The organism is Nonomuraea sp. NPDC052116, from assembly GCF_040680035.1.
In the GTDB taxonomy this organism is placed as follows: Bacteria; Actinomycetota; Actinomycetes; order Streptosporangiales; family Streptosporangiaceae; genus Nonomuraea; species Nonomuraea angiospora_A.
In genome coordinates, this window is sequence record NZ_JBFAWA010000017.1 from 128,233 (window position 1) to 143,381 (window position 15,149).

Consider the following 15,149-nt stretch of genomic DNA (forward strand, 5'->3'; position numbering starts at 1 on the left):
CTACGCTGACCGAATAGGAAATTACGCCCGGCGGTGCCCCTGACCACGGAGTTGGCCAAGATGGGCTCGCGTAACGGCGGCCCGCCGGTGAAGGGTCAGCGGGCGTTTCCTGGAAGGCGCTGAGCCGGAGTACGGCGGGTGGCCTGACCGTGCGCAGCCGTACAGGATGGGGTTTTTCAGCCGGTGGCCAGCGGGCGTTTCCGGGAAGGCGCTCACGAGGGCAGGAAACGTGAAAGCCCCCTCCGGGCGGAGGGGGCTTTCGCAGCAGGACTCAGCCCGCGACGACCTCGACGTCCACAGAGGCCGAAACCTCGGGGTGGAGCTTGATGGTGACGCGGTGCGAGCCGACGCTCTTGATCGGGTTGACGATCTCGATGCGGCGGCGGTCGACGATCGGGCCACCGGCGGCCTTGACGGCGTCGGCGATGTCGCCCGTCGTGATCGAGCCGAACAGGCGGCCGGACTCGCCGGCGCGCGTGGTCAGGCGGACGCGCAGCGCGCCGATCTGACCGGCGACCTCCTTGGCGGTGCCGAGGTCGCGGATCTCGCGAGCGTCGCGAGCCTTCCTGATCGTCTCGATCTGCTTCTCGGCGCCCCGCGTCCAGCGCATGGCGTAGCCGCGCGGGATGAGGTAGTTACGGCCGTAGCCGTCCTTGACCTCGACGACGTCGCCAGGGGTGCCGAGGCCGGAGACCTCGTTGGTGAGGATGAGCTTCATATCGACAGGCCTCCTTAGCGCGCGGTGCTCGTGTAAGGCAGCAGGGCCACCTCACGCGCGTTCTTGATCGCGGTCGCCACGTCGCGCTGGTGCTGGGTGCAGTTGCCCGTCACCCGGCGCGCACGGATCTTGCCGCGGTCGGAGATGAACTTCCGCAGCAGCGCCGTGTCCTTGTAGTCGACGTAGGAGATCTTGTCGTGGCAGAACAGGCAAACCTTCTTCTTCGGCTTGCGCAGTGCCGGCTTAGCCATCGTGGTGCTCCTTTCAGAGCCCCGCCTTCACGGGCGGGAATGGACTCGGGCTTGTGGACAGGTTTTAGAAAGGCGGTTCGTCGCTGAAGTCGCCGCCGCCGCCTCCGAAGCCGCCGCCGCCCTGCTGGCCGCCGCCGCCTCCGAAGCCGCCACCACCGCCACCGCCGCCGCCGTAACCGCCGCCGCCCTGGGGCGGGGCGGGCGAGGCGGAGGCCCACGGGTCGTCGGCCGGGCCGCCGAAGCCGCCTCCGCCGCCGCCACCACCCTGGCGGGAGGTGCGGTTGACCTTGGCGGTCGCGTTACGCAGGGACGGGCCGACCTCGTCGACCTCGACCTCGTAAACGGTGCGCTTCTCGCCTTCCTTGGTCTCGTAGGACCGCTGCTTGAGCCGCCCCTGCACGATGACCCGCATCCCGCGCTGCAGGCTCTCGGCGGCGTTCTCCGCCGCCTGCCGCCACACGTTGCAGGTCAGGAAGAGGCTTTCGCCATCTTTCCACTCGTTGGTCTGACGATCCATGAACCGCGGAGTGGACGCGATGCGGAATCGAGCCACCGCTTGCCCCGTCGGGGTGAAGCGCAGCTCCGGGTCGTCGACGAGGTTGCCGACGATGGTGATTACGGTGTCGCCTGCTGCCATGGCTAGCGCTCGCCTTCCTGCACGCCTTCGCTTGGGTTACGGCTCAGAGTACGGGGCTTCCCCGACAAAAACCGGGGGTTAGTGCACGTCCGGACGCAGGACCTTGGTGCGCAGGATGCCCTCGTTGAGGTTCATCTGCCGGTCGAGCTCCTTGACCGTCGCGGGCTCCGCGGACAGGTCGATGACGGCGTAGATGCCTTCCGACTTCTTGTCGATGTCGTAGGCGAGACGGCGACGGCCCCAGACGTCGACCTTCTCCACGGTGCCGCCGTCGTTGCGGACCACGGAGAGGAACTGGTCGAGGGACGGCGCGACAGTGCGCTCATCGAGCGAAGGGTCCAGGATGACCATTACTTCGTAACGACGCATGCGGACTCCAACCTCCTCTGGACTCTTGCGGTCACGACACTCTGCCGTGACAGGAGGACGCTGACGTCTGTGCCCGGGCGCCCCTTTCGGCGCCCCGGGGCGATGGTTCGACCATCACAACGCAGCTTGCCCAGGTTACCAGCCGCGGGAAGGTGGGAAGGCCTTTAGGAAACCTAGGGGGTGGTGGCCGTGCCACATGTCCTTCAGCCCTCCGAGAGGGAGCGGTTCAGGCTCACACTCAACAGCGACGGACATGCGCATCCGGTGGAGAACGCCCTGGCGGTGGGAGCGCTCGTTTGCGGTCTCGTTGCCTTCGTCTCCACATTCTGGGTCTCCGCGCATCCGATCTCCTCGTGGGTCGGCACGCTGGGCTTCGGGGTCGGGTTGTATTCCCAGTACGTCTCGGCGACCACGCCGCAGCGTGCGCTCAACATCGTCGGCATCGTGGGATCGTTCGTGGGAGCCGCGCTGGGCATCGCCCACGGGGGCTTTCTCCCCCACTGAACGTCATCGAGGTGCTGCGGAACGGCCCCGGCGCGGGGCCGTTCCCGCATGCCGCTCACCCGCCGATGTGCAGATCTATACCGAGCAGGACCAGGAACCAGAGGAACACCGCGAGCAGCGCTTCCGCGAGGTCCCTGAGCAGTCCGGGGGTGATGTAGTGGTACACCCAGCCCACGTAGATCCCGATCACGATGTAAACGAATAAGATCAGCGCTCGCCAGCGCCAGTGTGCCATGTCGTTTCTCCTCGATTTGGGGGCGCATGGCGACTTCCCGAGCGCGCGTCCGGCAAACCGATCGGTCCCCCGGCTGCCGCCCTGCTCTGCGGCGTAAGCTCGGGAACTATGGTGCGCATCGGAGCTCATGTCGATCAGGACGATCCCGCCGCCCACGCCGAGGCGGTGGGGGCCGAGGTGGTGCAGTTCTTCCTCGGCGACCCGCAGGGGTACGACAAGCCGGTGCTGCCCGCCAAACCGGTCGAGGGCGTCGACATCTACATCCACGCCCCCTACCTGGTCAACGTCGCCACCACGAACAACCGCATCAGGATCCCCAGCCGCAAGCTGCTGGAGCAGCACCTCAAGGCCGCCGCCGGGCTCGGCGCCAAGGGCCTGATCGTGCACGGCGGCCACGTCAACAAGAGCGACGATCCACAGGCCGGCTTCGACAACTGGCGCAAGGTGTTCGAGCGCATGGAGTGCCCCATCCCCGTGCTGATCGAGAACACCGCGGGCGGCGGCAACGCGATGGCGCGCAAGCTGGAGCGCATCGCCCGGCTGTGGGAGGCGCTCGACGGGTTCGACGTGGGCTTCTGCCTCGACACCTGCCACGCCCACGCGGGCGGCGAGGAGCTGGTCGACCTGGTCGAGCGGGTCAAGGCCATCACCGGCCGGATCGACCTCGTCCACTGCAACGACTCGCGCGACGACTTCGACTCCGGCGCCGACCGCCACGCCAACCTGGGCAAGGGGAAAATCGACCCCGAGCTGATCCTGGCGGTCTGCCGCGCGGCCGACGCGCCGATCGTGGTGGAGACGCCCGCCGACGGCCAGGCGGACGACATCGCGTTCCTGCGCAAGAATCTCTAGGAAATACACACAGCCTGTGGATAACTTCCCTGGATTACCAAGACGAAGAAGTGGGTAGGGAATTATCCCGCCCACGCGCCGCTCAGGAAACGTTCCGCGTTGAGCAGCATGAGCGGCCCGAAGATCAGGGCGTACACGACCATCACCCACGGCCTCCTGGTCGCGACCTTCGCGACCAGGATCCACAGCGGGAACCACAGCAGCAGCGAGCGCGGGATCGACAGGTAGTACGCCGAGGTCATCAACGCCGCCGCCTGCAGCCCCGTGTAGACCAGCTCGCTCCACCGGCGCAGCGCGAGCAGCCAGATCAGCGCCGCCAACGCCACGACCGCCCCGGTGATCTCCATCCGGAACGCCACCGCGAAGTCGTCGGAGCCCATGGCCGAGCGCCAGGTCGTCTTCCACGCCTCCCACGGCCAGGCGAAGTCCCGCCCCCACCCGGCCTCCTGCGCGTGCTTCCACGCCAACCAGTCACCCGACCTGCGGTAGTGGTAGTACGAGTACGTCGCCAGCGGCACGAACGGCACGACCAGCCACCCCGCCTGCCGGATGCGCTGCCGGATCGGCTCACGCCGGGTGAAGAACTCCACGACGAGCGCGACCGCGAGAAACAGCCCCGTGATCCGCACGCACGAGGCGCCCGCGGCGAGGGACGCCGCTAAGGACCATTGCCCCTGCCTGGCGGCCAGCCAGGCCGGGATCGCGAAGGCCAGGAAGAGGGACTCGCTGTAACCCGCCGCCAGGAACACCGCCATCGGGTAGAGCAGCAGCGCCAGCACCGCCATCCAGCCGGAGGCGCCTTCCAGCTCGGCCAGCCGGGCCAGCGCCACCATGGCCACCGCCCCGGCGGCGAGCGAGATGAGCAGCCCGGCCGCCGCCCAGTCCGGCACGACGAGGTGGACCACCCGCAGCAGCATCGGAAAGCCGGGGAAGAACGCGGGCAGCCCGTCGTCCACAGGCTTGCCGGGCTCGCCGTCGTAGCCGTACTGGGCGATGGTGATGAACAGCCCGGCATCCCACTTGCGCCACTTGTCGGCGTACGCGCCGAGGGCCGTCCCCAGCAGCGTCATCACCAGCAGCCCCGCCCGCGAGCCGAACCAGAGCAGTAACGCGTCCCGGCCGGCCGAGCGGGTGATCATCGAACGGCTGGTGTCAGCGTGAACCGGTCACGAGCGTCGTCGAAGACGCCCCCACCCTGGTCGTCGACGTCGCCCTGGCGGACCACGTCCTTGTCGGGACGGAGGATGTCCCGCACCACGAACGCCATCATGATCCCGATCGTGATGACCCGCCCCCAGACGGCGGTGAAGTACGTGTCGTCACCGATGCCCAGGTCGTTCCTGCTGAAGGGCGCCTGCGCGACCAGGTAGAGCCAGATGGCGACGAAGTACCAGATCTCGGCGAGCTGCCACAACACCAGCGGCTTCCAGTTGGGCCTGGCCAGCACGGCGAAAGGCACGAGCCAGAGCACGAACTGCGGCGACCACACCTTGTTCGTCATCATGAACGCGGCCAGCGCCAGGAAGCAGATCTGCGCCAGCCTGGGCCGCCGCGGCGCGGCCAGCGCGAGCACGGCGATGCCCAGGCACAGGATGGCCAGGGACGCCATGCCCAGCTTGCTGACGTCGCCGTCCCCCAGGATGGGGATCCCCTTGTTCTGGAAGAACAGCCACGGCGAGCCCCAGTCGACCCCGCGTTCCTGGGAGAAGACGTAGAACCTGCGCCATCCCTCCCACGCGAAGATCATGAACGGCGCGTTGACCACGATCCACGCGCCGGCCGTGGAGCCCAGGGTGACCAGGAACGGCCGCCATCGCGCGGTGCGCAACGTGAGCAGGAACAGCGCCCCCAAGAACATCAGGGGATAGAACTTGGTCGCGATGGCCAGCCCCAGCAGCACCCCGGCCAGCACCTGCCGTTGCCGCGCCCAGGCCAGCAGCATGCCCATCGACAGCGCGCCGGCGACCAGGTCCCAGTTGATGTACGCGGCCAGCACGACGGCGGGCGAGATGGCGTACCAGAGCGCGTCCCACCGCCGCGTGGGCCCGGCCACCGCGGCCATCAGCAGGACGCCGACGACCAGGCAGATGCCGAGCAGGATGACCGTCAGGTCGTAGAACCTGACGGCCTGCGCGCCCACGTCGGCTCCGACCGCCCTGGCGAACCAGCTGATCACCTGCATGACCTCGCCCAGCACGACCGGGTACTCGACCTGCTTGTCGAACGGCACGGCGGCGAAGTAGGGATCCTGGGTCGACAGTGCCCTGTCGAAGTACAGGGGGTAGATGTCGGTGTAGCAGAAGTTCGTGTACGTCGTGACCTGGTCGTTCCAGCCGCCGGTGCGGCAGGGCAGGCGCACGACGTACGCGAGGGTCGCCCCCAGGGCCGCGAACAGCCCCAGGGGAAGGTACGGAACGGCACGCGCCACGAAGGGGACGCGCACCTCCGTGCTCGTCACCGGTCCTCAGGTCTGGACATCGGCGACCATCCCGAGGGTCTCGGTTCGGGCGCCCGGCCGCCACCGACCCCGTCGCCGTCGGCGGTCTGCGGGATGCCGCCGTCGCCGTTGTTTCCGTTGTTGCCGTGGTTGCCGTTGTTCCCGTTGTTGCCCGGGTCTTCGATGGTGACGTCGTCGTCGGGGGTGGCGTTGTCGTCACACGGGTTGACGAGGCAGTCCTGGTTGCCCTGGTCGTCGAAGGGGTTGTCCCCGGTGTCGAACGGGTTGTCGGGGGTCTTCGTCGGCTTGGGCTCGGGGCTCGGCACGATGTTCTCGGCCAACCCCACATCGGCCTTCTGGGGGAACTGCTCGACCGGCAGGTTCTCGTGAGCCGCCAGCATGAACTTCTGCCACGTGAGCGTGGGCGCGTCAGCACCCTCGAAGCCCAGACCCCGCTCGTACGGCAAGCTCCAGGGATTCTGGCCGTTGTACTTCGTGCTCTTCTTGTTGTTGGGCGTCACCGGGCAGGTGCGGTTCGCGTTGGGCGGGACGACCTTGCCCGTCTTCGTCTTGCACTCCTCGCGGTAGAACCCGACCGCGGCGGAGATCTGCGGCGTGTAGCCGACGAACCAGGCGCCGTTCTCGTCATTGTTCGTGCCGGTCTTGCCGGCGGCCGGCCGGTTGCCCAGCCCCTTGCCCCGCGCGGTGCCGCTCCGCAGCACCTCCTCCATGGCGACGGTGGCGTCGGCGGCGACACCCGGGTCGATGACCCGCTTGGAGGCCAGCTGCTCACCGTAGACGACCTGCTTGCCCAGCCTGACTTCCTGCACCACGTGGTACTTGGTGTACTTGCCCGCGTTGGCGAAGATGGAGTAGCCGGCGGCCTGCTCGATCGGCGTCACCAGGGCGCTGCCGATGGCGAACTGGTAGTGGTGCTTGTCGACGTCGTCTTCCATGCGCTGCTGGTTGAACCCGGCCGCCTCGACGAGGTTCTTCACGTCGTCGATCTTGCCGGGGAGCGCGTACGCCATCGACACGTACGCCGTGTTGACCGACTGGGCGGTGGCCTTGATCACGTCGACGGCCTGGCCGACGTTGTGGCTGTTCTTGAAGCCGCCCCGCGCCTGGCCCGGCAGCACCTTCGGCACCGTCACGTTGCCCGGCACGAAACTCTTCAGCGAGTAGCCGGCCTGCAGCCAGGCCGCCAGCACGTACGGCTTGAACGCGGACGCGGCCTGCTTCTTGGCGTCGAAGGGCTCGTTGAACGGGTCGGTGACGTAGTTGCTTCCGCCATTGAACGCCAGAACGCGGCCGTTCTTCGGGTCCACCGCGGCCAGACCCGCGTGGAACTCCTTGGTCATGCCGTCCGTCGTGCTCTTCACCGCGACATCGGCGGCCTTCATGAGCCTCTTGTCGAACGTGGAGATGATGTGGTAGCCGCCGCTCCTGACCGCGTCGGGGGTGAGGCCGCGCCGCTCCTTCAGCTCCTGGAGGACCTGCGTCACCATGTAGCCCCGGAGGCCGCCGAGCTCGTTGCTGTCGCTGTCCTTGCGGAGCTTGGGGAACTTCGCGGTCTCCGGCAGCTTGCCGTATTTGTCCGGCCACTGCTCGGCCATGTACTGGATGACGGTCTTCCAGCGGGCCTTGAGCTCGGGAGCATCGGGCTCCCAGTTGGGCTGCTGGATGCGCGCGGCGAGGTAGGCGCCCTGCTCGGGCGTCAGCTTGGCGGCGGTGGCGTCCTTGTCGAAGTACGCCTGCGCGGCGGCCTGGACGCCATAGGCCTTGCCGAAGTTGACGGTGTTCAGGTAGGTCTTCAGGATGTCGTCCTTGGACAACTCCTCGTCGAGCTTGACCGCGACGAAGATCTCCATGACCTTGCGCTTGATGGACACTTCCTGGCTGAGGCCGTCGTAGTAGTTACGGGCCATCTGCTGAGTGATCGTCGAGGCGCCCTGGAGCTGCTGTCCGGTCGCGGTCATGTACAGCGAGCGGAACATGCCGGAGATGGAGACGCCGGAGTCCTCGTAGAACGTCTTGTTCTCGATGGCCACCGCGGCGTCCCGGACGCTCGGGGACATCTTGGAGATGTCATCGAGGATCTCGCGCTTCGTACCGAGCTTGGCGATCTCGGTCTTGCCGTCCCGGTAGTAGATGGTGCTCTGCTGCGCGAGCGCGTCGGACTTGGCCTGGTCGGCGGTCGGCACCGGCGTGTTGGCGTACGCGACCATGACCATGCCGAAGAGGCCGGCCGCGAGCACCACGAACCCGGCCACGACGATCTTCCAGCTGGGCACGAACCTGCGCCAGCCGCCCTTGCCGTCGCCGCCGCCCTTCTTGGTCGGAGGCCCGGGCGGCCCGGGCGGCCCGCCGTCGCCCTTCCTGCGCGAGCGCCGCGGCGCGTCGCTGACGATCGTCTCCTGGTTGCTCATCCCCCGCGCCTCCTGCCGGGCGCGCGTGCGCGGCCCCGGCTGGTCACCGCGCGTAGCCGGCCCGTCGCCACGCATGGGAGGGCCGTCACCGCGCGTGGGCGGTCCGTCGCCACGCGTCGGAGGCCCGTCACCGCGCCTGGGAGGCTCGTCGTACGGCTGCGCGGCCATGGCGCCGGTCTGCTCGTAAGCGGCTTCCGGACGACGCTGCGGCTGCGCCGGACCACCCCAGCCCGACTCACCGGTTTGCGGAGGAGAACCCTGGGGCACAGAACGGGATGAGCTGGAACGACGGCGCCTTCCTGGGCGGGCCGTCCCCTCATTCATGCTGTTACTCACACGTCCTCGCATCGTCGTCGGAAACATAAACGGCGGTGGGCGTGAGGTATCTCGCCGCCCTCGGTCTTCACAGTTGGCTGACGAGGTCAGGCGGTCCGTTTCCGAGGACGTATGAAACCGTCAGGTGGTTCCAGGAACAACCTTGGCAGACCTCGACAACGTACACGCGGAACTCATCGTAATCATGAGCCATTGCGACGAGTTCCGATGTGACCTTTGCCTGTCCGGCATGCCTACCGAGCGCATCGCCGTAGACGTAGGTCACATTGGTGACGTTCTCCCTTTCGCATACCGGGCAGAGACGTTCGGTCGGCTCGCCCAGGTGGCGCGCCGCGCGAAGGAGGTAGGGCTGTGCGTCACACACGTCGCCCCGCGAGGTGCGCCCCATGCGCAGGGAGCGGACCACCGCCCGTTTCGCAAGGCCGTAATCCACCACCCTTCGCTGTGACCACATGAGCGCCAGACTACGGCGTTTTGCGGCTGCATCCCAACGACTTGGCAGATTCACAGATTGCCGCCATATAGCGACGCGACGTATCCTGGGGATGTATCGGCTCGATACATCGACGCGAGAGGGGGCGGGTTCCGATGGGCGGCGGACAGGGCAGGGTCTTGGAACTGGCCGTGCTCGGGTCGCTGCACGAGACGCCACTACACGGCTATGAGCTGCGCAAACGGCTCAACGCCCTGCTGGGGATGTTCCGTGCGTTCTCCTACGGATCGCTGTACCCCTGTCTGCGATCACTCCTGGCTCAGGGCCTCATCGTGGAGGAGCAACCCGCTCCCACCACGATCGTCGGCGGCAGATCGAAGATCGTTTACAAGCTGACGGCCGAGGGCAAGGAACGGCTACAGGACATGCTGACGCAGGCCGGCCCCTCCGCTTGGGAGGACGAGAGTTTCGGCGTGCACTTCGCGTTCTTCCGCCACACCGAGGCGGAAGTACGGCTGCGCATTCTCGAAGGCCGCCGTAGCCGGCTGGAGGAGCGGCTCGACGCGGTGCGCACGGCTCTGGCGCGCACCAGGGAGCGCCTCGACAGTTACACGCTCGAGCTGCAGCGGCATGGGCTCGAGTCGGTCGAGCGCGAGGTGCGCTGGCTCAACGAGCTGATCGCGACAGAGCGTCGGGCCTCATCGGAAGAGGGGCCCGCAAGAGATACCACGTCAACTGATGAGTAAGGGAGCGAATGCGATGGGTTCGGTTCGCGTGGCCATTGTCGGTGTCGGAAACTGCGCGTCATCGCTGGTCCAGGGCGTCCACTACTACAGGGACGCCGACCCGGACACTCGGGTCCCGGGCCTCATGCACGTGAAGTTCGGCGATTATCACGTCGGTGACGTCGAGTTCGTCGCCGCGTTCGACGTCGACGCCAAGAAGGTCGGCCGTGATCTGGCGGAGGCGATCGTCGCCAGCGAGAACAACACGATCAAGATCTGCGACGTGCCGCCCACGGGGGTGACCGTCCAGCGCGGCCATACCTTCGACGGTCTGGGTGAGTACTACCGGGAGATCATCGAGGAGTCCGACGAGGCGCCCGTCGATGTCGTCCAGGTGCTCCGTGACAACCAGGTCGACGTCCTGGTCTCCTACCTGCCGGTGGGCTCGGAGGACGCGGACCGCTTCTACGCCCAGTGCGCCATCGACGCCGGCGTGGCGTTCGTGAACGCGCTGCCGGTTTTCATCGCCTCCGACCCGGTGTGGGCGGAGAAGTTCACCAAGGCCGGGGTGCCGATCGTCGGCGACGACATCAAGTCGCAGGTAGGCGCCACCATCACGCACCGCGTGATGGCCAAGCTGTTCGAGGACCGCGGGGTGGAGCTGCTGCGCACGTACCAGCTCAACGTCGGCGGCAACATGGACTTCATGAACATGCTGGAGCGCAAGCGGCTCCAGTCCAAGAAGATCTCGAAGACGCAGGCGGTCACCTCGCAGATCCCGCACGAGATGGGCAAGGCCGACGTGCACATCGGGCCGTCGGACCACGTGCCGTGGCTGGACGACCGGAAGCTGGCGTTCGTGCGGCTCGAGGGCCGCTCGTTCGGCGACACGCCGCTCAACCTCGAGTACAAGCTGGAGGTCTGGGACTCGCCGAACTCGGCGGGGATCATCATCGACGCGGTACGGGCCGCCAAGATCGCCCTCGACCGCGGGATCGGGGGCCCGATCCTGTCGGCGTCCTCGTACTTCATGAAGTCGCCGCCGAAGCAGTTCTCGGACGACGAGGCCAGGGACTACGTCGAGAAGTTCATCCGGGGTGAGGTCGAGCGCTGACCTCCCGTCGGCGCCGCACCCGTCTCCACGGGTGCGGCGCCGTGCCGTCTACGGGCGGGCGGCCGGGGGCAGCTCGGCGGGCGAGGCGGGATGCCAGGTCAGCGGGTCGGCGCCGAGGTCGGCCAGCAGCGGCACCTGCTCCTGGCACCAGGGCGAGACGGCCAGCAGCCCGTTGCGCACCCCCTCCGCGAACTCCTTCCACGGCATCCACATCGTCTCCCCCACCTCGGCGGGGTTGGGGACGGCGGGCGAGGTCACGGTGACGCGGTAGACCGGGCAGAGCTCGTGCTCGACGATCCCGTTGGCCATCACGGCGCGGTAGGAGAAGGCCGGCAGCATGAGGTCGACGCGGTCCACCGTGAGCCCCAGCTCGTAGGAGAGCCGGCGCTCGACGGCCCGCTCCAGGGGCTCGCCCGGCAGCGGGTGGCCGCAGCAGCTGTTGGTCCAGATCCCCGGCCACGTGAGCTTGCTGTCCGCTCTCCTGGTCAGCAGCACCCGGCTCTCGTGATCGAAGACATAGCTGGAGAACGCCAGGTGAAGGGGTGTCTCGCGACCGTGCACCGCCAGCTTGGGCGCTGTCCCGAGTGCGTGGCCGTCGCGGTCGACCAGCACAACGTGTTCCTCAGTCGTCACGCTATGAAGCGTACGAGACACGGTGACCGTTCGGAACCCATGGCCCACCTGCCGCAGCACGACTCTCGCGCATCCTAGGCGATGGGGGGAGGGCTAGGCTGGCGGCGTGTCATTTGTGGCCGACCTACGCGTGGTCCTTCGAGGCGAAGATTTCCGGCGGTTGTTCGCCACCCGGCTGATCTCCCAGTTCTCCGACGGGATCTTCCAGTTCGGGGTGGCCGGGTTCGCCTTCTTCAGCCCCGAGACCAAGACGACGGCGCTCGCGGTGGCCGCCGGGCTGGCGGTGCTGCTGCTGCCGTACAGCGTGCTCGGGCCCTTCGTGGGCGTGTTCATCGACCGCTGGTCACGACGGCAGATCCTGGTGGTCGCGCCGATCGTGCGCGGCGCGCTGCTGCTGGTCGCGGCGGCGCTGGTCGCCGCCGACGTGCCGGACTCGGTCTTCTACGGGGCGGCGCTGGCCGTGCTGGGCGTCAACAGGTTCTTCCTGGCCGCGCTCGGCGCCTCGCTGCCGCACGTGGTGCCGGCCGAGCGGCTGATGGCGGCCAACGCGGTCGTCCCCACGTCGGGCACCGTGGTCACGTTCGTGGGCATCGGTCTCGGCTATCTGCTGCGCAAGGTGTTCGGCGCCGAAGACTACGGCGTGGCGCTGCTCCTGGTCGTCTCGGGCGTGGTGTTCGGCCTGAGCGCGCTGGTCGCGCGGACGATGGACCGCGGCCTGCTCGGCCCGGTGTCCGACCCGAGCCGGCCGCAGGCGCGCGAGGCCCTGCGCAACGTGGTCGGCGGCCTCTCGGACGGCGCCAGGCACCTGGTCAAGCACCGCGTCGCGGCCTCCACCATGGGCGCGATGGCCGCCCACCGCTTCTTCTACGGAATGGCCACCGCGCTCGGCATCATCCTCTACCGCTACTACTTCTACAACGGCGACGCCGACGCCGCGCTGAGCGGGGTCAGCCTGGTCGTGGCGACCTCCGGCGTCGGCTACGCCATCGCCGTCGTCATCACCCCGTACGCCACCGAGCGGTTCACGATCGAGCGCTGGGTGCCGATCGCGCTGACCACGGCCGGGCTGCTGACGGCGGCGCTGGTGCTGCCGTTCCAGGAGTGGGGGCTGCCGGTGGCGGGGTTCGTGCTGGGCGTGGCCGGGCAGAGCGTCAAGATCTGCGCCGACACCACGGTCCAGCGCGACGTCGAGGACATCTACCTGGGCCGGGCGTTCTCGATCTACGACATGCTCTTCAACGGCATGTACGTCCTCGCCGCGGCCCTGTCGGCGGCCATCCTGCCCGCCGACGGCAAGTCCTACACGGCCGTCGTGCTCGCCGCCGTCGGCTATCCCCTGGCCGCGCTGGCGTACCGGATGATCACACGCCCGCGTCGTTCGACCTCGCCCACTCCAACAACGCCTCGGTAGCCGCCTCCTTGCCGATCATGCCCTTGTCGAGCCTGATCTCCAGCAGGAACTTGTACGCCTGCCCCACCACCGGCCCCGGCCCGATGCCGAGGACCCGCTGGATCTCGTTGCCGTCGAGCTCGGGCCGCATCTTGGCCAGCTCCTCCTCGTCGGCGAGCCTGGCGATGCGCTCCTCGAGCTGGTCGTAGGTCCGCGACAGCGCCGTGGCCTTGCGCTTGTTGCGCGTGGTGCAGTCGGCCCTGGTCAGCTTGTGGAGCCGGTCCAGCAAGTGGCCGGCGTCGCGCACGTAGCGGCGTACGGCGCTGTCGGTCCACTCCCCCGTGCCGTAGCCGTGGAAGCGCAGGTGCAGCTCGACCAGCCGCGCCACGTCCGACACCACGTCCTTGGGGAACTTCAGCTCCGTCATGCGCTTCTTGGTCATCTGCGCGCCGACCACCTCGTGGTGGTGGAACGACACCCGCCCGCCCGTCTCGTGGCGGCGCGTCTTCGGCTTGCCGATGTCGTGCAGGAGCGCCGCCCAGCGCAGGATCCGGTCGGCCTTGCCGTCCTCCTCCTGCGCGATGGCCTGGTCGAGCACGGTCAGCGTGTGCTCGTAGACGTCCTTGTGCCGGTGGTGCTCGTCGATCTCCAGCCGCAGCTTGGGCAGCTCGGGCAGCACGTGCGCGGCCAGCCCGGTCTCGACCAGCAGCCGCAGGCCCTCGCGCGGGTTGGCGCCGCAGACGAGCTTGTCGAGCTCCTCGCGGATGCGCTCGGCCGAGACGATCTCGATGCGCCCGGCCATCTCGGTCATCGCCGCCACGGCGCCCTCGTCCACCGCGAACCCGAGCTGCGAGGCGAACCTGGCGGCCCGCAGCATGCGCAGCGGGTCGTCGCCGAAGGACCGCTCGGGGGTGCCCGGCGTGCGCAGCACCTTGGCCTTCAGGTCGTCGAGCCCGCCGTACGGATCGACGAACTCGTGGCCCGGCAGCCGCACCGCCATCGCGTTGACCGCGAAGTCGCGCCGTTCGAGGTCCTCGTCGAGCGTCTCGCCGTACATGACCTCGGGCTTGCGCGACTTCGGGTCGTACGACTCGCTCCGGTACGTCGTGATCTCGATCAGCCAGCCGCCCTTGCGCAGGCCCACCGTGCCGAAGTCGATGCCGATGGTCCACACGGAGTCGGCCCAGTCCCTGACGAGCTCCAGCACCCGCTCGGGGCGGGCGTCGGTGGTCAGGTCGAGGTCGTTGCCGATGCGGCCGAGCAGCAGATCGCGTACGGGGCCGCCGACGAGGGCCAGCTCGTGGCCCTGCGCGGCGAACAGGCGGCCGAGCTCGTCGGCCACCGGGGCGATCTTGCGGAACAGGTCCGTCATGGCCCGCCGTTGGCTGTCAGTCAGAGTTGAGTCGGACAAGCGGGTAGGTCCTTCTGGGAGCATTCCGGAACATATCCCCCGAGCCACACCAGGTCCGGGTTACCGTCGGTCCAAGGACCGTCGGGGGCCAGGGAACGAGGCAAGGAGGACTATATGAAGGACGCCCTCGCGATCCACCGCTGGCTCCTCGCCCACCAGGTCCATCATGAGATCGTACGCCTTCCGCGTCCCATGACATGCGCGGAAGATCTGCCTGAGGCGGTCTCCGCCGCACCGAGCAGGTGCCTGATGGTCACAGTGCTCGAGGTCGCCACGAGGGTCGGCCGCGAGGTCGTCATCGCGGTCACCACCCCCGTGTCGGCGCCGCCACCGGTGGGAGCCGTCGGCGGAGTGCTGGGCGTGCGCCGGGTGCGACCGGCTCCGGTCCACGTGGTCAACGCGGCCACCGACTACGCGAGCGGGCTGGTGTGCCCGCTGCTCCTGCCCGAGCCGCTGCCCAAGTTCATCGACGACCGGCTGCCGGCCGACTTCCTGGCCGACGACGGGCCGGTCTACACCGCGACCGGCGAACGGCATACCGCCCTGACCCTGCGCGCACTCGACCTGATCGCACTCCTGCCAGGCAAGATGGTCGACCTCAGGGCGAAAGGAACACGTGAGGCGGTCGCGCGGCGGCACTGAGCCCGTACCATTGCGGGCGTGTGTCGTCGTCCT

General features: G+C 68.2%; 17 protein-coding genes. 6 read left to right on the top strand and 11 right to left on the bottom strand.

The window, feature by feature from the left end:
- Positions 1–271: 271 nt before the first annotated feature.
- From rplI to rpsF, 4 genes are all read right to left on the bottom strand, one after another.
- Positions 272–718, bottom strand: a complete 447-nt coding sequence (rplI, locus tag AB0L65_RS30485) for a 50S ribosomal protein L9 (protein ID WP_185069541.1) — start codon at positions 716–718, stop codon at positions 272–274.
- A gap of 14 nt (positions 719–732) precedes the next feature.
- Complete coding sequence (gene rpsR, locus AB0L65_RS30490; protein WP_020543048.1) at positions 733–969, bottom strand: 30S ribosomal protein S18; 237 nt, start codon at positions 967–969, stop codon at positions 733–735.
- A gap of 64 nt (positions 970–1,033) precedes the next feature.
- Positions 1,034–1,606: a single-stranded DNA-binding protein gene (locus tag AB0L65_RS30495; RefSeq protein ID WP_364251939.1), complete on the bottom strand. Its 573-nt coding sequence runs from the start codon at positions 1,604–1,606 to the stop codon at positions 1,034–1,036.
- Between the two features lie 78 nt (positions 1,607–1,684).
- On the bottom strand, positions 1,685–1,975 hold the full coding sequence (gene rpsF, locus AB0L65_RS30500) for a 30S ribosomal protein S6 (protein ID WP_080044189.1): 291 nt from the start codon (positions 1,973–1,975) through the stop codon (positions 1,685–1,687).
- 264 nt (positions 1,976–2,239) lie between these two features.
- Between rpsF and AB0L65_RS30505 the strand changes: the two genes are divergently transcribed.
- Complete coding sequence (locus tag AB0L65_RS30505) at positions 2,240–2,479, top strand: hypothetical protein (protein ID WP_364251942.1); 240 nt, start codon at positions 2,240–2,242, stop codon at positions 2,477–2,479.
- Between the two features lie 55 nt (positions 2,480–2,534).
- Here the strand turns inward: AB0L65_RS30505 and AB0L65_RS30510 are convergent, their stop codons facing one another.
- The gene (locus AB0L65_RS30510) at positions 2,535–2,714 is read right to left on the bottom strand and encodes a hypothetical protein (protein WP_364251945.1); all 180 of its coding nucleotides are present in this window, start codon (positions 2,712–2,714) and stop codon (positions 2,535–2,537) included.
- Between the two features lie 108 nt (positions 2,715–2,822).
- Here AB0L65_RS30510 and AB0L65_RS30515 point away from each other — a divergent pair, with 108 nt between their 5' ends.
- Positions 2,823–3,566 carry a deoxyribonuclease IV gene (locus AB0L65_RS30515; RefSeq protein ID WP_355192904.1) on the top strand — a complete coding sequence of 248 codons (744 nt, stop codon included), beginning with the start codon at positions 2,823–2,825 and terminating at the stop codon, positions 3,564–3,566.
- A gap of 62 nt (positions 3,567–3,628) precedes the next feature.
- Here AB0L65_RS30515 and AB0L65_RS30520 read toward each other — a convergent pair whose 3' ends face one another.
- The 4 genes from AB0L65_RS30520 to AB0L65_RS30535 all read right to left on the bottom strand — a co-directional run bounded on the left by AB0L65_RS30520 (position 3,629) and on the right by AB0L65_RS30535 (position 9,222).
- Positions 3,629–4,705, bottom strand: coding sequence for a mannosyltransferase family protein (locus AB0L65_RS30520; RefSeq protein WP_363978843.1), 1,077 nt, complete (start codon positions 4,703–4,705; stop codon positions 3,629–3,631).
- Positions 4,702–6,024, bottom strand: coding sequence for a glycosyltransferase 87 family protein (locus AB0L65_RS30525; RefSeq protein WP_364251948.1), 1,323 nt, complete (start codon positions 6,022–6,024; stop codon positions 4,702–4,704). Before AB0L65_RS30525 ends, AB0L65_RS30520 begins: the two co-directional genes overlap by 4 nt.
- Positions 6,021–8,432 carry a transglycosylase domain-containing protein gene (locus AB0L65_RS30530; RefSeq protein ID WP_364251951.1) on the bottom strand — a complete coding sequence of 804 codons (2,412 nt, stop codon included), beginning with the start codon at positions 8,430–8,432 and terminating at the stop codon, positions 6,021–6,023. Before AB0L65_RS30530 ends, AB0L65_RS30525 begins: the two co-directional genes overlap by 4 nt.
- A 403-nt stretch (positions 8,433–8,835) precedes the next feature.
- Positions 8,836–9,222, bottom strand: coding sequence for a DUF5318 family protein (locus tag AB0L65_RS30535; RefSeq protein WP_350724183.1), 387 nt, complete (start codon positions 9,220–9,222; stop codon positions 8,836–8,838).
- A 134-nt stretch (positions 9,223–9,356) separates the two neighbouring features.
- On the opposite strand from AB0L65_RS30535, the gene AB0L65_RS30540 reads away from it, so the two are divergent.
- Positions 9,357–9,947, top strand: a complete 591-nt coding sequence (locus tag AB0L65_RS30540; protein ID WP_350724184.1) for a PadR family transcriptional regulator — start codon at positions 9,357–9,359, stop codon at positions 9,945–9,947.
- A 13-nt stretch (positions 9,948–9,960) separates the two neighbouring features.
- Positions 9,961–11,040: an inositol-3-phosphate synthase gene (locus tag AB0L65_RS30545; protein WP_364251955.1), complete on the top strand. Its 1,080-nt coding sequence runs from the start codon at positions 9,961–9,963 to the stop codon at positions 11,038–11,040.
- Positions 11,041–11,088: 48 nt separating this feature from the next.
- Here the strand turns inward: AB0L65_RS30545 and idi are convergent, their stop codons facing one another.
- On the bottom strand, positions 11,089–11,673 hold the full coding sequence (gene idi / locus AB0L65_RS30550; protein ID WP_364251958.1) for an isopentenyl-diphosphate Delta-isomerase: 585 nt from the start codon (positions 11,671–11,673) through the stop codon (positions 11,089–11,091).
- A 106-nt stretch (positions 11,674–11,779) separates the two neighbouring features.
- On the opposite strand from idi, the gene AB0L65_RS30555 reads away from it, so the two are divergent.
- Complete coding sequence (locus AB0L65_RS30555) at positions 11,780–13,084, top strand: MFS transporter (RefSeq protein WP_364251961.1); 1,305 nt, start codon at positions 11,780–11,782, stop codon at positions 13,082–13,084.
- On the opposite strand, the gene AB0L65_RS30560 is transcribed toward AB0L65_RS30555, so the two are convergent.
- Positions 13,035–14,498: a CCA tRNA nucleotidyltransferase gene (locus tag AB0L65_RS30560; RefSeq protein WP_364251964.1), complete on the bottom strand. Its 1,464-nt coding sequence runs from the start codon at positions 14,496–14,498 to the stop codon at positions 13,035–13,037. The genes AB0L65_RS30555 and AB0L65_RS30560 overlap by 50 nt on opposite strands.
- 90 nt (positions 14,499–14,588) lie before the next feature.
- On the opposite strand from AB0L65_RS30560, the gene AB0L65_RS30565 reads away from it, so the two are divergent.
- Positions 14,589–15,116 carry a YbaK/EbsC family protein gene (locus tag AB0L65_RS30565; RefSeq protein WP_364251967.1) on the top strand — a complete coding sequence of 176 codons (528 nt, stop codon included), beginning with the start codon at positions 14,589–14,591 and terminating at the stop codon, positions 15,114–15,116.
- The last annotated feature ends 33 nt before the right edge of the window (positions 15,117–15,149 follow it).